This is a genomic window from Kosakonia sp. HypNH10 (genome assembly GCF_029850615.1).
Taxonomy (GTDB): domain Bacteria; phylum Pseudomonadota; class Gammaproteobacteria; order Enterobacterales; family Enterobacteriaceae; genus Kosakonia; species Kosakonia cowanii.
Map to the genome: position 1 here is coordinate 317,284 of NZ_JAOTIU010000001.1, position 15,259 is coordinate 332,542.

Annotated in this window: 21 protein-coding genes; 9 read left to right on the forward strand and 12 right to left on the reverse strand. The window is 49.3% G+C overall.

Going from position 1 to position 15,259, the window contains the following annotated elements; translation table 11 throughout:
* Window positions 1-311: 311 nt before the first annotated feature.
* Window positions 312-1,622: a KAP family NTPase gene (locus N7V53_RS01655; RefSeq protein WP_279791763.1), complete on the forward strand. Its 1,311-nt coding sequence runs from the start codon at window positions 312-314 to the stop codon at window positions 1,620-1,622.
* A gap of 32 nt (window positions 1,623-1,654) precedes the next feature.
* Here the strand turns inward: N7V53_RS01655 and N7V53_RS01660 are convergent, their stop codons facing one another.
* The 9 genes from N7V53_RS01660 to N7V53_RS01700 all read right to left on the reverse strand — a co-directional run bounded on the left by N7V53_RS01660 (window position 1,655) and on the right by N7V53_RS01700 (window position 6,511).
* Complete coding sequence (locus N7V53_RS01660) at window positions 1,655-2,020, reverse strand: antiterminator Q family protein (RefSeq protein ID WP_279791765.1); 366 nt, start codon at window positions 2,018-2,020, stop codon at window positions 1,655-1,657.
* Between the two features lie 15 nt (window positions 2,021-2,035).
* Complete coding sequence (locus N7V53_RS01665; RefSeq protein ID WP_279791767.1) at window positions 2,036-3,028, reverse strand: DUF968 domain-containing protein; 993 nt, start codon at window positions 3,026-3,028, stop codon at window positions 2,036-2,038.
* On the reverse strand, window positions 3,025-3,417 hold the full coding sequence (locus N7V53_RS01670) for a RusA family crossover junction endodeoxyribonuclease (protein WP_279791768.1): 393 nt from the start codon (window positions 3,415-3,417) through the stop codon (window positions 3,025-3,027). Before N7V53_RS01670 ends, N7V53_RS01665 begins: the two co-directional genes overlap by 4 nt.
* Window positions 3,414-3,740, reverse strand: a complete 327-nt coding sequence (locus N7V53_RS01675; RefSeq protein ID WP_279791769.1) for a LexA family transcriptional regulator — start codon at window positions 3,738-3,740, stop codon at window positions 3,414-3,416. Before N7V53_RS01675 ends, N7V53_RS01670 begins: the two co-directional genes overlap by 4 nt.
* Before the next feature lie 9 nt (window positions 3,741-3,749).
* A complete protein-coding gene (locus tag N7V53_RS01680) occupies window positions 3,750-4,628 on the reverse strand; it encodes a Dam family site-specific DNA-(adenine-N6)-methyltransferase (RefSeq protein ID WP_279791770.1) in 879 nt (292 codons plus the stop codon).
* On the reverse strand, window positions 4,628-5,386 hold the full coding sequence (locus N7V53_RS01685) for a helix-turn-helix domain-containing protein (protein ID WP_279791771.1): 759 nt from the start codon (window positions 5,384-5,386) through the stop codon (window positions 4,628-4,630). The genes N7V53_RS01680 and N7V53_RS01685 overlap by 1 nt, the downstream gene beginning before the upstream one ends.
* A gap of 22 nt (window positions 5,387-5,408) precedes the next feature.
* Window positions 5,409-5,558: a DUF4222 domain-containing protein gene (locus N7V53_RS01690; protein WP_279791772.1), complete on the reverse strand. Its 150-nt coding sequence runs from the start codon at window positions 5,556-5,558 to the stop codon at window positions 5,409-5,411.
* A 163-nt stretch (window positions 5,559-5,721) separates the two neighbouring features.
* Window positions 5,722-6,273: a YmfL family putative regulatory protein gene (locus N7V53_RS01695; RefSeq protein ID WP_279791774.1), complete on the reverse strand. Its 552-nt coding sequence runs from the start codon at window positions 6,271-6,273 to the stop codon at window positions 5,722-5,724.
* Window positions 6,266-6,511: a Cro/CI family transcriptional regulator gene (locus N7V53_RS01700; protein ID WP_279791776.1), complete on the reverse strand. Its 246-nt coding sequence runs from the start codon at window positions 6,509-6,511 to the stop codon at window positions 6,266-6,268. The genes N7V53_RS01695 and N7V53_RS01700 overlap by 8 nt, the downstream gene beginning before the upstream one ends.
* A 96-nt stretch (window positions 6,512-6,607) precedes the next feature.
* Here N7V53_RS01700 and N7V53_RS01705 point away from each other — a divergent pair, with 96 nt between their 5' ends.
* The 6 genes from N7V53_RS01705 to N7V53_RS01730 all read left to right on the forward strand — a co-directional run bounded on the left by N7V53_RS01705 (window position 6,608) and on the right by N7V53_RS01730 (window position 11,252).
* Entirely contained in the window at window positions 6,608-7,258 is a 651-nt protein-coding gene (locus N7V53_RS01705; protein WP_279791778.1) for a S24 family peptidase, read from the forward strand.
* Between the two features lie 679 nt (window positions 7,259-7,937).
* Window positions 7,938-8,420, forward strand: coding sequence for a hypothetical protein (locus N7V53_RS01710; protein ID WP_279791779.1), 483 nt, complete (start codon window positions 7,938-7,940; stop codon window positions 8,418-8,420).
* Window positions 8,417-9,502 (forward strand): DGQHR domain-containing protein, encoded by a 1,086-nt coding sequence (locus N7V53_RS01715; protein WP_279791780.1) that lies wholly within the window; start codon window positions 8,417-8,419, stop codon window positions 9,500-9,502. The genes N7V53_RS01710 and N7V53_RS01715 overlap by 4 nt, the downstream gene beginning before the upstream one ends.
* Window positions 9,502-9,723: a TraR/DksA C4-type zinc finger protein gene (locus N7V53_RS01720; protein WP_279791782.1), complete on the forward strand. Its 222-nt coding sequence runs from the start codon at window positions 9,502-9,504 to the stop codon at window positions 9,721-9,723. The genes N7V53_RS01715 and N7V53_RS01720 overlap by 1 nt, the downstream gene beginning before the upstream one ends.
* A 172-nt stretch (window positions 9,724-9,895) precedes the next feature.
* Window positions 9,896-10,141: an excisionase gene (locus tag N7V53_RS01725; RefSeq protein ID WP_279791783.1), complete on the forward strand. Its 246-nt coding sequence runs from the start codon at window positions 9,896-9,898 to the stop codon at window positions 10,139-10,141.
* Window positions 10,122-11,252, forward strand: coding sequence for a site-specific integrase (locus tag N7V53_RS01730; RefSeq protein ID WP_279791784.1), 1,131 nt, complete (start codon window positions 10,122-10,124; stop codon window positions 11,250-11,252). Before N7V53_RS01725 ends, N7V53_RS01730 begins: the two co-directional genes overlap by 20 nt.
* A 7-nt stretch (window positions 11,253-11,259) precedes the next feature.
* On the opposite strand, the gene N7V53_RS01735 is transcribed toward N7V53_RS01730, so the two are convergent.
* The 3 genes from N7V53_RS01735 to icd form a co-directional block, all read right to left on the reverse strand.
* Window positions 11,260-11,688, reverse strand: coding sequence for a hypothetical protein (locus N7V53_RS01735; protein ID WP_279791786.1), 429 nt, complete (start codon window positions 11,686-11,688; stop codon window positions 11,260-11,262).
* Between the two features lies 1 nt (window position 11,689).
* Entirely contained in the window at window positions 11,690-12,505 is an 816-nt protein-coding gene (locus N7V53_RS01740) for a hypothetical protein (RefSeq protein ID WP_279791787.1), read from the reverse strand.
* A gap of 179 nt (window positions 12,506-12,684) precedes the next feature.
* The gene (gene icd / locus N7V53_RS01745) at window positions 12,685-13,935 is read right to left on the reverse strand and encodes an NADP-dependent isocitrate dehydrogenase (RefSeq protein WP_023481567.1); all 1,251 of its coding nucleotides are present in this window, start codon (window positions 13,933-13,935) and stop codon (window positions 12,685-12,687) included.
* 187 nt (window positions 13,936-14,122) lie between these two features.
* On the opposite strand from icd, the gene rluE reads away from it, so the two are divergent.
* Both rluE and N7V53_RS01755 read left to right on the forward strand, forming a co-directional pair.
* Window positions 14,123-14,770: a 23S rRNA pseudouridine(2457) synthase RluE gene (gene rluE / locus N7V53_RS01750; RefSeq protein ID WP_139567072.1), complete on the forward strand. Its 648-nt coding sequence runs from the start codon at window positions 14,123-14,125 to the stop codon at window positions 14,768-14,770.
* 17 nt (window positions 14,771-14,787) lie between these two features.
* Window positions 14,788-15,246, forward strand: a complete 459-nt coding sequence (locus N7V53_RS01755) for an NUDIX hydrolase (RefSeq protein WP_128483164.1) — start codon at window positions 14,788-14,790, stop codon at window positions 15,244-15,246.
* Window positions 15,247-15,259: the final 13 nt, after the last annotated feature.

Consider the following 15,259-nt stretch of genomic DNA (forward strand, 5'->3'; position numbering starts at 1 on the left):
CATATGGCATTTCATTCATCACGACTTAACCGAGTCAGTACATCATCAGCTACCGTCCCAACTGAGCGCCGTAGGCAGCGCCAGAAGCTAATATGCACGTGGTGGACATTTCTCACACCTCCGATTTAGCCGGGGTATGATGTGATGAATATCAAAAAGGCCGTCTTAAAGGCAGCCTTAACATGTTTTTTGTTTTAAATGCGGTAGTTTTAGAATGTAAGATTCATGTCGTTGTGGCCACACTTAACACGTTACAACAACTTTTGCGGACCGCGTAAGCGATTTTATTAAATTCTAAGGGGAGAGTACTAATGAGTTGGTCATTTGAAATGCGTGATGAATATCAAAGGAAAGCAATAGCAGAGAACTTGTCAAAACTCATTGATTTCAATAACGATATTTCTCCTATTGTGATTGACGGTAACTGGGGCACTGGAAAAACAGAGTTTAGCTTAAAACTCCAAACATACATGATCGAGTCTTCCCCTTCAAAAAAAGTAATTTATATTGATGCTTTTAAAGAAGATCATTGCAATGACCCTTTACTTTCCGTAACTGCTGCAATTGCTGGCGCTCTTCCAGAGCCGACAAAAAAAGAATTGATAAAAAAAGCCATCCCCGCAATAAAATTCACTGGAGCCACGGCCTTGAAAGCAACTGTAAGCTGGGTCCTAAAACAAGAGGCTAACGACCTTTCCAGTGAATTTCATAAAGCAATTACAGATACAAGCGACGCAGCTATCGAAAACTTAATAAATGGCCACATTGAGTCTGAGGAAAAAATCAACGCCCTTAAATCAAAAATAAAAAAAATAACGCAAGATGAAAAAATTGTAATCATTATTGATGAGTTAGACCGATGCAGACCAAATTTTTCAATTGAAATGCTGGAAAAAATCAAACACATATTCGACATAGAAAACTTATATTTCATATTAATAACAAATCTCGAACAACTTAAAGCATCTGTTAACCACATTTATGGTGGTTCTGTTAACTCGCAATCTTACTTAGATAAGTTTATCAAATACACATTAACCTTACCTGAAACATATAAACCAGATGGACAAACGGCAATTCATATATCATTAAGCCACTGGAAAGCGCTGGTTAACTGTTCACTAGACCATGAAAATATTTGTCGCCATCTGGAGAGACAGTTTGAAGAATTGTTGAGCATACGAGCTTTATCATTAAGAGAAACAGAAACATTTTTCCGATACTTTAGTGTCTTTCAGACTGTTGCAAAAAATAAAATATCAGATGGGAATAATTTAATTAGAAATTTGACATACATGGTGGCGATATACATATATTGCTTTGGCGACAAAAGAGAAGTAGCCAGTTTTCCCACCACAAAATCAATTGCCTCTTTTGCGTCCATGATGGGAATAAACAACCCAAACAATTATAAAAAAGGCTCTAGATTTATACCTAAACATTTTTCACTATTTTACGACATGCTTATGGAAGCAGGAATGAGCCATGAAGAATTAGGCGTCAATCAATTTGAAATTGATTCAATAAAAAAATTAAATGAATCAATCAACCAACAATATATAGTTCACCAGAATACGACTCAAACAATTAAAGATGCATTTAACGTCTTCTCACTAAGCTAACTCAAGGGCAGGGGCTTTACAGCCCCTGCCCTTCATACATTGAGTTCTAATTCAACATCGAGCATAGACAAACAGCCCTCAATAAAACCCTCAGCCATTTGAATTTCAATCCTTACTAACTTTTCATCTTTTTTTCTAGCCTTAGCTATTTTTCGCTTCGAGATGCCAAGTAAATAATAGGCTACTAACAAGGAATGCTCGTATGGCCTCTTTCTCCTCAAGCGGGCTAGGCAACCTTCAATAATCAGTGCGTCATTGTCAGTACAAGAGAGCCGGTTTTTACTTGTTTGAGGTAGAAGCCCTTTGAATCCAGCAGCAATAGGTGAATAATCAACTCCAGACCTATCGTTCGCTGCCCATCCGCCCCAACTTTCTAAAACAATTTTAATATCTCGCATTTTATCTCCACTTTATTACGCTAATACGCCCATAGCCAGTGCGCGATCGATAAAACTAAACAGCAGTACCAGCTGGCTGCCGTGCTTTTCTTCAAATGCCACTGTGTCAGCGTGCAACGCCTCGTGATGCGCTCTGCAAAGCGGGATCACAAACAGGTCGTGCGCCTTCGTACCCATTCCACCCTGCCCGTGGCCTATCAGGTGGTGGGGGTCGTCTGCCGGGTTGCCACAGCACATGCACTGCTGCGTTTTAACCCAGCGGGTGTACTTATCATTCTCCCAGCGGCGGCGCTTCGGGCGCAGCATGAAGGATTCCGGCGTTTCCGGATCGACATTCAGCGCCAGCACCTGCTTAGCCACCTCCTCCACTATCTCGCGCCCGAAGCGTTCGCCCGGTACCAGCTCTGTTTCGCGGGTGACGGAACGGATCACCGACTTAGGCATACGTAGCAACTGCCGTGCGGCATCTTCCGGCAAGGCATCTGCCAGGCCGTTACGCGCGAGCCACCAGCAGAACTCCGGCAACGTAAGCGTATGCGAATCGTCGAAACCCAGTTCGCGGCGTGCGGTGGTGAGGATGTAAGCCGCGCAGTTCGCCCGCGCCATGTGCGCCAGCTGAGCTGTAGTCTGCTCACGCAGCAGGTTGTCGCAGTGCCAGCACACGCGAAGCGCACCGGGCGCATGGCGCATCGTGGTGATGTTCTCCGCGTGCCAGTCTTCATGCGGCCACTGACAGCCACCGTTTTCCATCAGCCAGCTTTCCAGCCCACCGATGCCACCGGCGCGGCGAAGCACCGCATCGTTTTCAAAAACACCGGCGAGCGCAGGATCCTCGGCCAGTGGCTGCTCAGCTGGTGGCAATTCGCCGCTGGGCATACCCGCCAGGCGTTGCGGTTCATTTTCCAGCAGCATGCGCCCGCGGCGGAAGTGCATCAGCAGGCTGGCACCGGGTCGAAAAATAACGAGACCCAACTCATTAACTACTACCGGATTCAGCAGCGCCCTCATTTAACAGTTCCCAGTGTTGTCGGTTTGAACATGCTGATTGTGATCTCGACGCTGCCGCCCTTCACTATCGGCCCCCACTCCACCAGCATCTTTTTCACCTGGCTGTCGTCCTCCCACACTCCTGCATGCGTCAGCGCATCGAAAAGCGCCTTGTTGTAGTTGTCGATGTCCCGGCGGCGCGCGTCAGGCGGAAAAAGCAGGATTTCTACCGCTGCGGGCTCGGTCGACGGCTTGGGCAGGCGGCGCAGCTGCTCGATGATTGCCGCACAGGCTGCGCTCTGAAATGCACGACCAGCAGCACTGATGAGATGGCGTCCCTTGAGCGGCCCCTTATTCGGAGCGCGCCAGTAGGTGTTTACGCTCGGGGGAAATGGCAGGATGAGTTTCACACCGGTACCCCGCGCATTTCCAGGAAGGAGATCGCCTGGTCTCTCGCATGTTCTTCACCGGCCACCAGCGAGCGCAACAACGAAATCGCTTCATCTTCCGCGCCCAGGTTGTTTATGGAGATGCCGCGGCACACGCCCGGAAAAAGGGTGATAGCGCCTTTACGCTGAAGGGATCGCAGCACTTCAGTTGCCGCGTTCGGCGATGCTGCGCCCATCAGTTCGGCAACTTCCTTTTGCGTCGGCGGGATGCCATGCTCCTTATGGAAAGCCACGATCAGACTGAGTATTTGCTGCTGGCGGGCTGTTAAAAGATTCTTTTTCACGCTGCCTCCTCAGAGAATGGCCACAATGTCAGCAGCGTTTTCTCGCGTGCTGGCTTTGCTGGAAATGGAGCGGCGGGCGCTGACGTGATGCAGCGTGAAGCCGTGCTGTTCGTAGAGCTCGATAATCCGTGGCGCCGTCGAGTTGCTGATCACCACCCGCGCACCGCGCTGATGTGCCGCAACACAGGATTCAGCCAGCGCCACCTGGTCAGCCCATGCGAAACCGCCAGCGGCATAGTTCGTGAAACCCGCCGTGCCTGGCAGCGGCTCATAGGGTGGATCGCAGTAAACGACATCGCCCTCGCCCGCCAGCGACAGCGTGCGGCGGTAACCGGCGTTCATGAAAACGCAGTTGGGTGCCACAGCAGCAAAAGCCAGCAGCTCTTTATCCGGGAAATACGGGCCAGTTTTTTTACCCCAACCGACGTTGAACTCGCCGGCGCGGTTGTAGCGGATCAGGCCGTTGAAGCAGTGGCGGTTCAGGTACAGGAAAGCGGCGGCCCGCGCCGGCCCCGTCATCTGCTGCGAGTTGAATGCCTGGCGAACAGCGAAGTAACTCCGCTCGTCACCCATTTCTGTAAACAATTGGCGCGCCAGCACCGTTACCTGCTCTGGCAATACGGCAAGCATTTGATAGAGGTTAATCAGATCCGGATTGGCATCAGCCAGCAGGAAACTTTCATGCTTATCGGAGTTGAGGAAAACCGACCCGCCCCCGACAAACGGCTCAATCAGCCGGGCACCCGCCGGGATAAGGAGATCCAGTTCAGGCAGCAAGGAATATTTTCCACCAGCCCATTTCAGGAATGGACGCTGCCATGCGCGCGGCGATAAGTTTGACGCAACGTTTTTGGTTTCAATGCCAGTATCTACAGATTCACATTGCATCAGTTCACCACCCGAAAGCCTGCAGGGCGCTGAGAATAATCAGCGTCGGCATAACTACCCGGGAATAACGGGTCTTGGCGGGAGCCTTTGGCTGCCGGGATTAGCCATGCATCTTCGAAATGACGATCTGGACCAAAGAACGTTCTCGCCTGTTTAACGAATTCGGTACCCGTCTTCCCTGTCTGGCTGACAAACGCCGCATAGCGTTTTAGGCCTTCCAGCATGTCATGTGGTGCGACACCCTCACGCACGCGCGCATCCCACGCTTTCAGAGCCGCACTTTTTGAATTACCGCCTGCACGCTTCGGATATAACGCCCAGGCCTGTTCGAATAAGTTATTAGTGACTGATTCTTTGACTGGTTCAGATAAGTTACTGATTCCGGGTGCAGCTCCTGCACCACTAACCGGTGTAGCATTTACACCACCTGGTGCACCTGCTGCACCCCCTGGCGCAGCAGGTGCACCAGAGGGTGCAGCATTTGCACCAGTGCGCAGATTAAGGGTGTAAACGTTCGTACGGTTCAGGCCGTTGGAGGATTTACGCTCCTCGACGGACACGAAACCATCTTCAACCAATTTTTTGATATGGTTTTGAACAGAACGCTCTGAAATTTCGCACTGATCTGCGATATAGGGAACGGAGGGCCAGCACTCGCCCTGGTCACTCGCATTATCGGCAAGTTTTATCAGCACGAGCTTGCGGAGTGGATTGCCCACCTTCGCTTTCATGGCTCTTACCATTAATTCCATGCTCATCTGAATCTACCTCAAACTCTCTTTAATCGCGCTTAAAGATATGGAGTGGGCTGAAGCATTCATGGGGGTAGCCGTCCCGCATATAGATAACTCGCCGCGATTCTGGCTCCCACCGAATGACACGGACAGGGATGCCTCTTCTGTCACGGAACCACCTGTCGACATCCCGCATAATTTTTTCGCCTTCCGGTTAAAAACACCCACGATTCGACTGGCGCGGCTGTGGTTACATGACACCCAGCGATTTAGTACCCTGCGCTCATACCGAAACAAGGGAGTACCCGGAACGGGCCTCATCCGCAGTTGCGGTAAGCGGCTTTTAGCCGTTAAGATGTTCATGCGTTGGTATCTCCACTATGATCGACACGCCGCGACGCCAGGGGCTGCAACCCGCTGGCGTCATCTTTTTCTGGAAGGCAGTAGACGCGTGAAATAAGATTCAGGAACGTCATCAGCGTGACGCGGAATTGATAGGCGATTTCATTCAAGCTTTGCCACTCACCACGAGTAACCACCCCATCATCGATATATTCACGGTAAGCACTTACCAGACTACCTAACTGCCCGACCAGTTCGGCCAACTTCAGGCCAATTTCTTCGTTCTCATCTTCGTAAGCAGCGCCAGGTACATGGGTCCCATTGTCTGTTTCACGAGAAAACGCATCAGCCACATAGCTGACACCAGCCGCTTTTTGCAGAGTCATAGCCCAGCCCATCGGGAAGATCTGATCACCACCAGCGCGCAGGCGATTAAACAGAGCGTCCTCAGTGACATCGATGATTTCGGCAGCCTCGCTATACCCACCAGGTAGCGCAGCGATAGTTTTGCGAACGGCGGCCACAAGCCATGCCGGCTGCTTTTCTACTTTCCAGTGTTCATTACCCACGGTTCGCCCCCTGCTGCTGTGGTTCAGTCAAAGCGGGAGTTCCGCTAGTCTTTTGATATAGCAAGGCATTGAATTTGAGCTTCCCGTTAGTGCGAGCAGCTGCTTCCGCCGCTCGCCCTTTCGGGATGAGTTTTCCAGGGCGAGTACGCCATTGATAAAAAGCCTCGGGTGAGACCCCGAAGAACTCGGCAGCCTTATTTGGAGAGCCAAAGTACTGTTCCAGATCAGTCGTAGTCATAACATCCTCCTAAGAATATTTAGATATTATTACCTAATCTTTTTTAGATCAATAAAAACTAAGATTACTTAGGTTTCATTGATGAAGGTTTGAAATGTGGGAACATTAGGAACGCGCTTAAGGACGTTAAGGAAGCAGAGAAAGCTAACCCAGGGCCAGCTTGGAAAGGCCCTTGGTGTCTCTGATGTGACAGTGGGTTATTGGGAAAGAGATCTTAACGTGCCGGGTGGTAAATCGCTGACTAAACTAGCGAAGTATCTCGGTGTTAGCGAAGGCTTCCTTTTGTATGGTCAGGAGGATGAGTCAAATGTAGGCATTGCACCGCCGACTGCGCAACAAATCCCAATTATTAGCTATGTTCAGGCCGGAGCATGGTCGCCGGAATGTGACGCAAGAAATCTAGAAGGAACAGTAGATTATATTTTGACCTCTGAATTCTATTCGTATTCAACCTTCGCTCTTAAGGTCAAAGGAAAATCTATGGAGCCAGACTTCATCGAAGGTGATGTCATTATCGTCGACCCGGAGCTGAACCCGGGTCCTGGTGATTATGTTGTCGCAAAAAACGGTAGCGATGAAGCCACCTTCAAAAAATACCGCGCAAGAGGCATTGGCGAGAACGGTGAAGAAATTTTTGAGCTTGTTCCCCTAAATGAAGATTATGCGATCCGTAATTCAGAAAAAGAAAAAATTCGAGTAATCGGTGTTGTTGTTGAGCATCGTCGCATGATGCGACGCTCTAAGTAATAAGTCTCTGCCCATTCGTCTATATAGAAAATCTAAATCTAATTAGGTTTTCTTCTTGACCTTAAATCTAAGTTATTTTAGATTCATCTCATCAATCACCAACTGCGTAATTGATAAAGTAATCGCACAACAGGAGAGAGCATTGGTTGGAACGCACATAGAAGCTTCGTTGTCCGGGCCAGTGGCTGGGGAAGAATCCAGTACAAACCGACCGGCGGCCAGATCGGTGCCAGGTTACGCAGTGCTCTCCCCGTTGTGGTGAATGCGGCTCAGCGCGCGCGGGACAGTTAACCAGGTCTTTATCAGGTGGTTTGGTACCCGATCGCAAGTAACTGGATGCGATCACCGGGAGGCACCCGGCACCACAAAGTAACAAAACGCAGTGTGTAGTCATTGGCGGCACCGGATCCTTACCCGTGAGGGTGCCGCACTTTTTTCGCACAGATGTAAGCGCGCTCCGGCACTCTCCCTCAAGTGTCTGGTCGTTAATGCAAACTCCTTCCGGAGCGCGCTTACATCTGTGTGGAGATACCAGGGCGGTTGCAGCCGCCCGCTTCATTAAGCGCCCTTCGCTTCTCCGGGCGTTTATTAAAGCGAACCCATTTTTATTAATCGCCAGTCGGCGAGGGATTCGTGCAACCAAAAATCGCGCGTTGCAGCGTGCAAAGGAGATACCTATATGCGAATGAATGCCAAAGAGCTGATCGCCGAAGCCAGAGTGACAACCCCTACTCTGCCACCAGCAGCAGCAAAGTTAATGACCGCTATGGCAGACCGCCTCGATGTTCAGTTCGTGGCGCTGTGCGAATCCCGGAACGAGGCAAAGCAGCTGGCTGGAGAGAATGCTCTGATGAAGTCGGCTATTAAGACTCACAGCGAATCGGTCCACTTCTGCGTGGGTTGTGGAAAAGATGATCCCTGCAGCAATGACGATGTTTGCTATGCACTCGAAGAAACTCCAGCCACTGATGCATTCCTCGCTGCCCTGCGCGCAGAAGTGGAAGGCCCTCTAGTCAAAGCATTACTCACGATAGCCAACTCTGAGAAGATTGATGGCGATACGGTGGTTTGCGACTTCGACACACTGGTTTCAGTTGCATCCGGAGCATTGTCGCAATATTACGCGCACCAGCTTCGTAGCAAAACGGAGGTGCCGTCGTGAGCAAATCCAGCATGGAATATTACTTCGAGTTCCCTGCGTCCTATGGAATGCAGGGCGATACACGAGTGCTTTTGATGACCGTTCCGGGCCGCACGCTAACCCGCATTCTTGCATCCGACAACTTCGGGCACACGCTGGAACGCTCGCAGCGCGAAATTAACAAAGGCCGGGTGAAGAAGTTTTACGACTACCTGGTATCAGCCCATGAGAAAAAAGAACCGTTCATCATTCCTCCCCTGGTCGGCAACTGCGAATCTGATATCGAATTCACTGAGGTTGGGAATAGCAACCTGGGGATAGCACGTTTCCCCATGGACGCGATCATCAAGCTGTTTGATGGCCAGCATCGCGCGGCGGGCATTTCTCAGTTTTGCCGTACGCACGGCGAGACACTGTTTGTGCCTCTGATGATGACGCTGCAACTGCCACTCAAGACACGCCAGCAGTTCTTCTCCGATATCAACAATAACGTCTCTAAGCCGTCTGCTGCCATCAACATGGCATACAACAGCAGGGACACAATTGCCCAGAGCATGATCACTTTCCTCAGAACGCACAGCATATTTTCTGAGGTGACTGACTTCGAACACAACGTTGTGCCCGCTAAAAGCGAACTGTGGATCAGTTTCAAAGCCCTGAGTGACGCAACGGCGAAGTTTAAAGGCGCGGGCGACTCATCCGTTTCAGAGGGTGATGTTTATGACCTGTGGGAAGCCTGGATAAAACTGACTGCGATGGAAGGTATCAGGCACGGCGTGTCGCCGGCGGAATATAAACGCGATTACATCCAGTTCCATGCAGTCATGATCAACGCGTTCGGCTATGCCATTCAGGAACTGCTTAAACGTAAACCGGTGCATGCGGTTGTGCTGATGATCGATGAGTTAGTTGATAAAGCCTCTATGGCTGATCTGGAAAACTTCTTCCTGATTTCTAACTGGTCAGGTATCTGCGCCAGCACCGAGAAAGAAAGAGCAACTGTCATTGCGAGCGTTCCTGCTCAGAAAGCTGCAGGGCAGCGACTGGTAGCTGCCATCAGCTCGAGCTCGTTTGTGGCGGACAACAATGGAGGGCGTGGGTGATGGCAGCAGAAATCATCGACCAGGCCAACGCTCTTGTAGAGCTCACCATGGAGCATGCCTTACAGCACATTCGCATCGACCATAACGCTATATCCGCTGAGCAGTGCGAAGCGTGTGGTGTGGACATTCCTGAAGCGCGCCGTACTGCCATTCCCGGTTGCAGGACCTGCGTGGATTGTCAGCAGCTGAACGAGATGCGAGGAGGGAAACATGCTCGCTAGATTAGCGCGAACCGATGCCGCTGCTGGTACCGGCCAGGATAAGCAAGCAAGTGCCTCCGGCCGCCTGCGAACGGAGAATTGTATCAGCTGTAACGACGGCACCTGTCATGGGTGCTCGTCATGTGCCTACAGACTTAAATAACCGGTTGCAGCCGGTAGCGGAGAACCGACCATGATTCAGATGTTGACGCTTGAGGAATGGGCAGCAGATAAATATCGCAGCAATCCACCCAGTGTTTCCACTCTTCGTCGTTATGCAAAACAAAACCTTTTTTCGCCACCAGCGATGAAGCAAGGGAGATTGTGGCGTGTACGTGAAGATGCGGAATTGGTTGGGGAATTAGCTTCGCCCATTATCAAGAATTCTGATTCACCAAAGTTATTAAGGATCCTTAACGATGGCTGCAAGACCTCGTAAAAATAATGTAAGCGTCCCGAATCTATATCCTCTGTATAGCCGGAAGGTCAACAAAGTTTACTGGCGTTATAAACACCCTATTACGGGTAAATTTCATGCACTCGGTACCGATGAAGCAGAGGCTATAGCCATTGCTACTGAGGCTAATACTCGACTCGCAGAACAGCATTCTCGGCAGATCATGGCGATCAGCGACAAAATCGCGACAAGCAAAGGTAAAGCTATAACCGCAAACACTTGGCTTGACCGTTACTGGAAGATCCAAAGTGAAAGACTGGAAAGTGGCGATATCAAGCTGAATACCTTTAAGCAAAAAGCAAAACCAGTAGCTTTGCTTCGTGAGCGTGTAGGTACCAAGCTAATCTCGTCGGTAAATGTGCGGGATATAGCTGAAATACTGGAGATCTATGTTTCAGATGGTCAACCGAGAATGGCGCAGGTAATACGCTCAGTTTTAATCGATGTATTTAAAGAAGCGCAACATTATGGGGAGGTTCCCCCTGGGTACAACCCTGCCCTTGCAACAAAACAGCCGCGCCGACGTATAACGCGGCAACGCCTTAATCTGGAAGAGTGGCAGAAAATTTTCGATATTGCCGACGCAAACCATAAGTATATGGGTAACGCTATGTTGTTAGCCCTTGTGACTGGCCAGCGTTTGGGGGATATCTCTAACATGAAATTCAGCGATATTTGGGATGACCATCTTCATGTTGTTCAAGAGAAAACTGGAAGCAAGCTGGCCATCCCACTATCCCTAAGACTGAACGTGATTAACTGGAGTTTGAGGGATGTAATTGCGCGCTGCCGCGACTATGCGATAAGCCCGTACCTAGTTCATTTCTTTCGTTCTACCTCAATGGCAGAACGAGGGGCGAAGGTAAAATCGAACACATTAACAATGAATTTCAGTAAAGCCCGAGACAAATCGGAAATAGTTTGGGGGGAAGGAACACCAGCGACTTTCCACGAACAAAGATCGTTATCTGAAAGATTGTATAGCGAACAAGGGATTGACACTCGTAAATTGTTAGGCCATAAATCCCAAAAACAAACAGACAGGTATAATGATGACAGAGGTAAAAATTGGATAAAAATTAATGAAAAATAAATATATTTCAATTTCGGATAGATAGCATCACTATCTGAAAGACAATAAGAATTATTTGGATGAATGTTATTATTCCAAAAACCAACGCTAAAGATGCTATGAAATATAATTTTATATTTGATAAGCACAATAATGAAAACAACAGGGTAATACCAAGCTCAAGAAAAACAATAAAGTAAAAGGCGTAAGTTGCTTTGAAATAACCGTACGCCCTAAACCTTCTGATATTATCATTATCTAGAGAAGACAATATTACTATTAGTGCAAAAACTAAAGCCATCATTGCTGTCGCATATGAGGCCATAGCCGCACCTAAACCATCAAGATGTTCTACAAAATTAACATCAGGAAGTAAATTATATCTGTATTTGTATATAGCAAGTCCTACACCGTTAGTGAGTGCTACGAAAAATATTGTAGGAAATGCTTTAATCATTTTAGTACCCAGCGTTTCTTAAATCCGCATTGTTGTTAAAGTTAGTATCCATCTGTGTATATATTGGAACATTGTCCCTCACATTTACCATGTCATATATACAGCCGGAAGCTGCAATATGAAGTTCTACTGCCTGGTCACCCGCAGCTTGTTTTGCCGCAATTGTCAGGTCTCGTACTCCCTGCGGCAAATTCGTCAGCGTGGGTACAATTGTATCACGGATGTTCTTACTTCGCTTAGGTTTGATGACAAGTTCGAAGCTCTCGACGTCATCAAATTGTAGTGGTGTGACTCCCAGAAAATTTGTTAACTGACGTGCAGCAAAAAGTGAATTATTCTCCAACCGAACATTTATCTTACCCATATGGGCGAACTGCAAGGCTTGAGCTGGAGTAACGGTTTTGGAAATAGGTTCAAACCTGAGATTATTATTATTATTTAAGTTTAAGAAATAATGATCGTAATAGGTAGAAAAAGCGCCAATCTTCGGGCCGTAAACGGTACTACCGAAGCCAATGCATCTTGGCTTGATAACCACATAAGATGCGAAAGCAATTTCCTCATTGGCTTGGAGAATAGCAGATATATCTTGGTATCTATGGTTTGCTCTATCAATTGTTTTTATTATGTCAGTGTTATTAGCTTTTAAAAACATAAATACGTCACCATTAATATGGTGAATGGAATAATATGTTCCGTTTAAATTCGCCAGTTGATTGTTATTGTTAATTAAATCCAAGAAGGCGGTATTCATAGGTAAATGCAAAGCATTACCATTTTGCGGGTATAAATCATACTTAAAGTAATTAGTTCTCATCCGTCACTTGCTCAAAGATAGAATTCCATGAACCAATACTATTTAGCACGAATTAAAAAAACAATGATATATGCACGGTTTTGATAAATTGTTTTGATAAATGTTTGATAACCGTTCGAAAACTAATAATAAGAACGGGAACCAATAGGTTCCCGTTCTTATGCAACCCGCAGCGCGGATTACATGTTCGCGATAATCGCGTCGCCAAACTCTGAACATTTCAGCAGCTTAGCGCCATCCATCAGACGTTCGAAATCGTAGGTCACGGTTTTGGCAGCGATTGCGCCTTCCATACCTTTCACGATCAGGTCTGCGGCTTCGAACCATTCCATATGACGCAGCATCATTTCTGCGGACAGAATGATGGAGCCCGGGTTCACTTTATCCTGGCCTGCGTATTTCGGCGCGGTGCCGTGGGTGGCTTCGAACAGTGCGCACTCGTCGCCGATGTTCGCGCCAGGTGCGATACCGATACCGCCAACCTGTGCAGCCAGGGCGTCAGAGATGTAGTCGCCGTTCAGGTTCATACAGGCGATAACGTCATATTCTGCCGGACGCAGCAGGATCTGCTGCAGGAACGCATCGGCGATCACATCTTTAATGATGATCTCTTTGCCGGTTTTCGGGTTCTTGATTTTCTGCCACGGGCCGCCGTCGATCAGCTCACCGCCGAACTCTTGCTGAGCCAGCTGGTAACCCCAATCTTTGAACGCACCTTCGGTGAACTTCATGATGTTGCCTTTGTGAACCAGCGTCACAGAGTCACGGTCGTTGGTGATGGCATATTCGATCGCTGCGCGAACCAGGCGTTTGGTGCCCTCTTCGGAGCACGGCTTGATGCCGATACCGCAATGTTCCGGGAAGCGAATTTTCTTCACGCCCATCTCTTCGCGCAGGAATTTGATCACTTTTTCCGCGTCGGCAGAGTCAGCTTTCCACTCAATGCCAGCGTAGATATCTTCGGAGTTCTCACGGAAGATGACCATATCGGTCAGTTCAGGCTGTTTCACCGGGCTCGGGGTGCCCTGGTAGTAGCGCACCGGGCGCAGGCAGACGTAGAGATCCAGCTCCTGGCGCAGGGCAACGTTCAGAGAACGGATACCGCCGCCAACCGGGGTGGTCAGAGGGCCTTTAATCGCTACGCGGTAATCACGAATCAGATCCAGTGTTTCAGGCGGCAGCCAGACATCCTGGCCATAAACCTGGGTCGATTTCTCGCCCGTGTAAATCTCCATCCAGGAAATTTTACGCTCACCTTTGTAGGCTTTTTCCACAGCGGCATCGACCACTTTCAGCATTGCCGGGGTCACGTCAACGCCGATACCGTCGCCTTCAATAAACGGGATAATCGGGTTAACAGGAACGTTGAGCTTGCCATTTTGCAGGGTGATCTTACTACCTTCCGCCGGAACAACTACTTTGCTTTCCATTCACCTCTCCTTCGAGCGCTTCTGGTTGTTTTGCTCGCTGACTTCATGCCGGGGCGCTCAGACTGCGTCCGCTCACCTGTTACGTGAATCACACAGAGCAAACCGTTTTTTGTTAATGAATTGTAATGAGCCCGTCAATACTAACCGATAGTTCGACGCCATGAAAGGCAATCATGATTCCGCTATAATGCGGCAATTGATAACCTGTGAAAATACCATGAAGAAAACTTCTTATAGAAATCACAAGCTTGAGCGATTCAGCTCACGACAACCCGCCCGAACGGCTGAAAAAAGCGCGCCAACGCGCGTGATTTTGTTTAATAAACCCTACGATGTTTTACCCCAGTTCACCGACGAAGCCGGGCGCAGCACCCTTAAAGAGTATATCGACGTTCCCGGCGTCTATGCCGCAGGCCGTCTCGATCGCGACAGCGAAGGTTTACTGGTGTTAACAAACGACGGCGCGCTGCAAGCGCGGTTGACCCAGCCGGGTAAACGCACCGGGAAAATCTACTATGTGCAGGTCGAAGGTGAACCCACTGAAGAGGCGCTTGCACAGTTACGCACTGGCGTGACGCTCAACGATGGTCCTACCCTGCCCGCTGAGGTTGAGCGTGTTGAGGAGCCCGCCTGGCTGTGGCCGCGTAACCCGCCGATTCGCGAGCGCAAATCGATCCCGGCCAGTTGGCTTAAAATCACCCTTTATGAAGGCCGCAATCGCCAGGTGCGACGCATGACCGCCCACGTTGGCTTTCCCACTTTGCGCCTCATCCGCTACGCTATGGGAAACTACACGCTGGAAAACCTCGCCAATGGCGAATGGCGTGACGCTTAACTGCCAGGGAGAAATCGATGTTTAAACCCCATGTCACCGTAGCCTGTGTGGTTCACGCGCAGGGAAAGTTCCTCGTTGTCGAAGAGACGATCCGCGACAAGGTATTGTGGAACCAGCCTGCCGGTCATCTTGAAGCGGACGAAACATTAGTGCAGGCCGCGAAGCGCGAGCTATGGGAAGAGACAGGTATCGATGCCGCGCCGCAGCACTTTATCCGCATGCATCAGTGGATTGCGCCCGACAACACGCCCTTTTTGCGCTTCCTGTTTGCTATTGAGCTTAACGAAATGTGCGCCACTGAGCCGCACGACAGCGACATCGACCGCTGTTTGTGGGTAACGGCTGAGGAGATCCTCACCGCGTCAAACCTGCGCTCGCCGCTGGTTGCCGAGAGTATTCGCTGCTACCAGAGCGGGCAGCGTCTGCCGCTGGCAACAATCGCAGAATTTAACTGGCCGTTTACAGGGGATGCCTGAGCGAGCAGTGCGT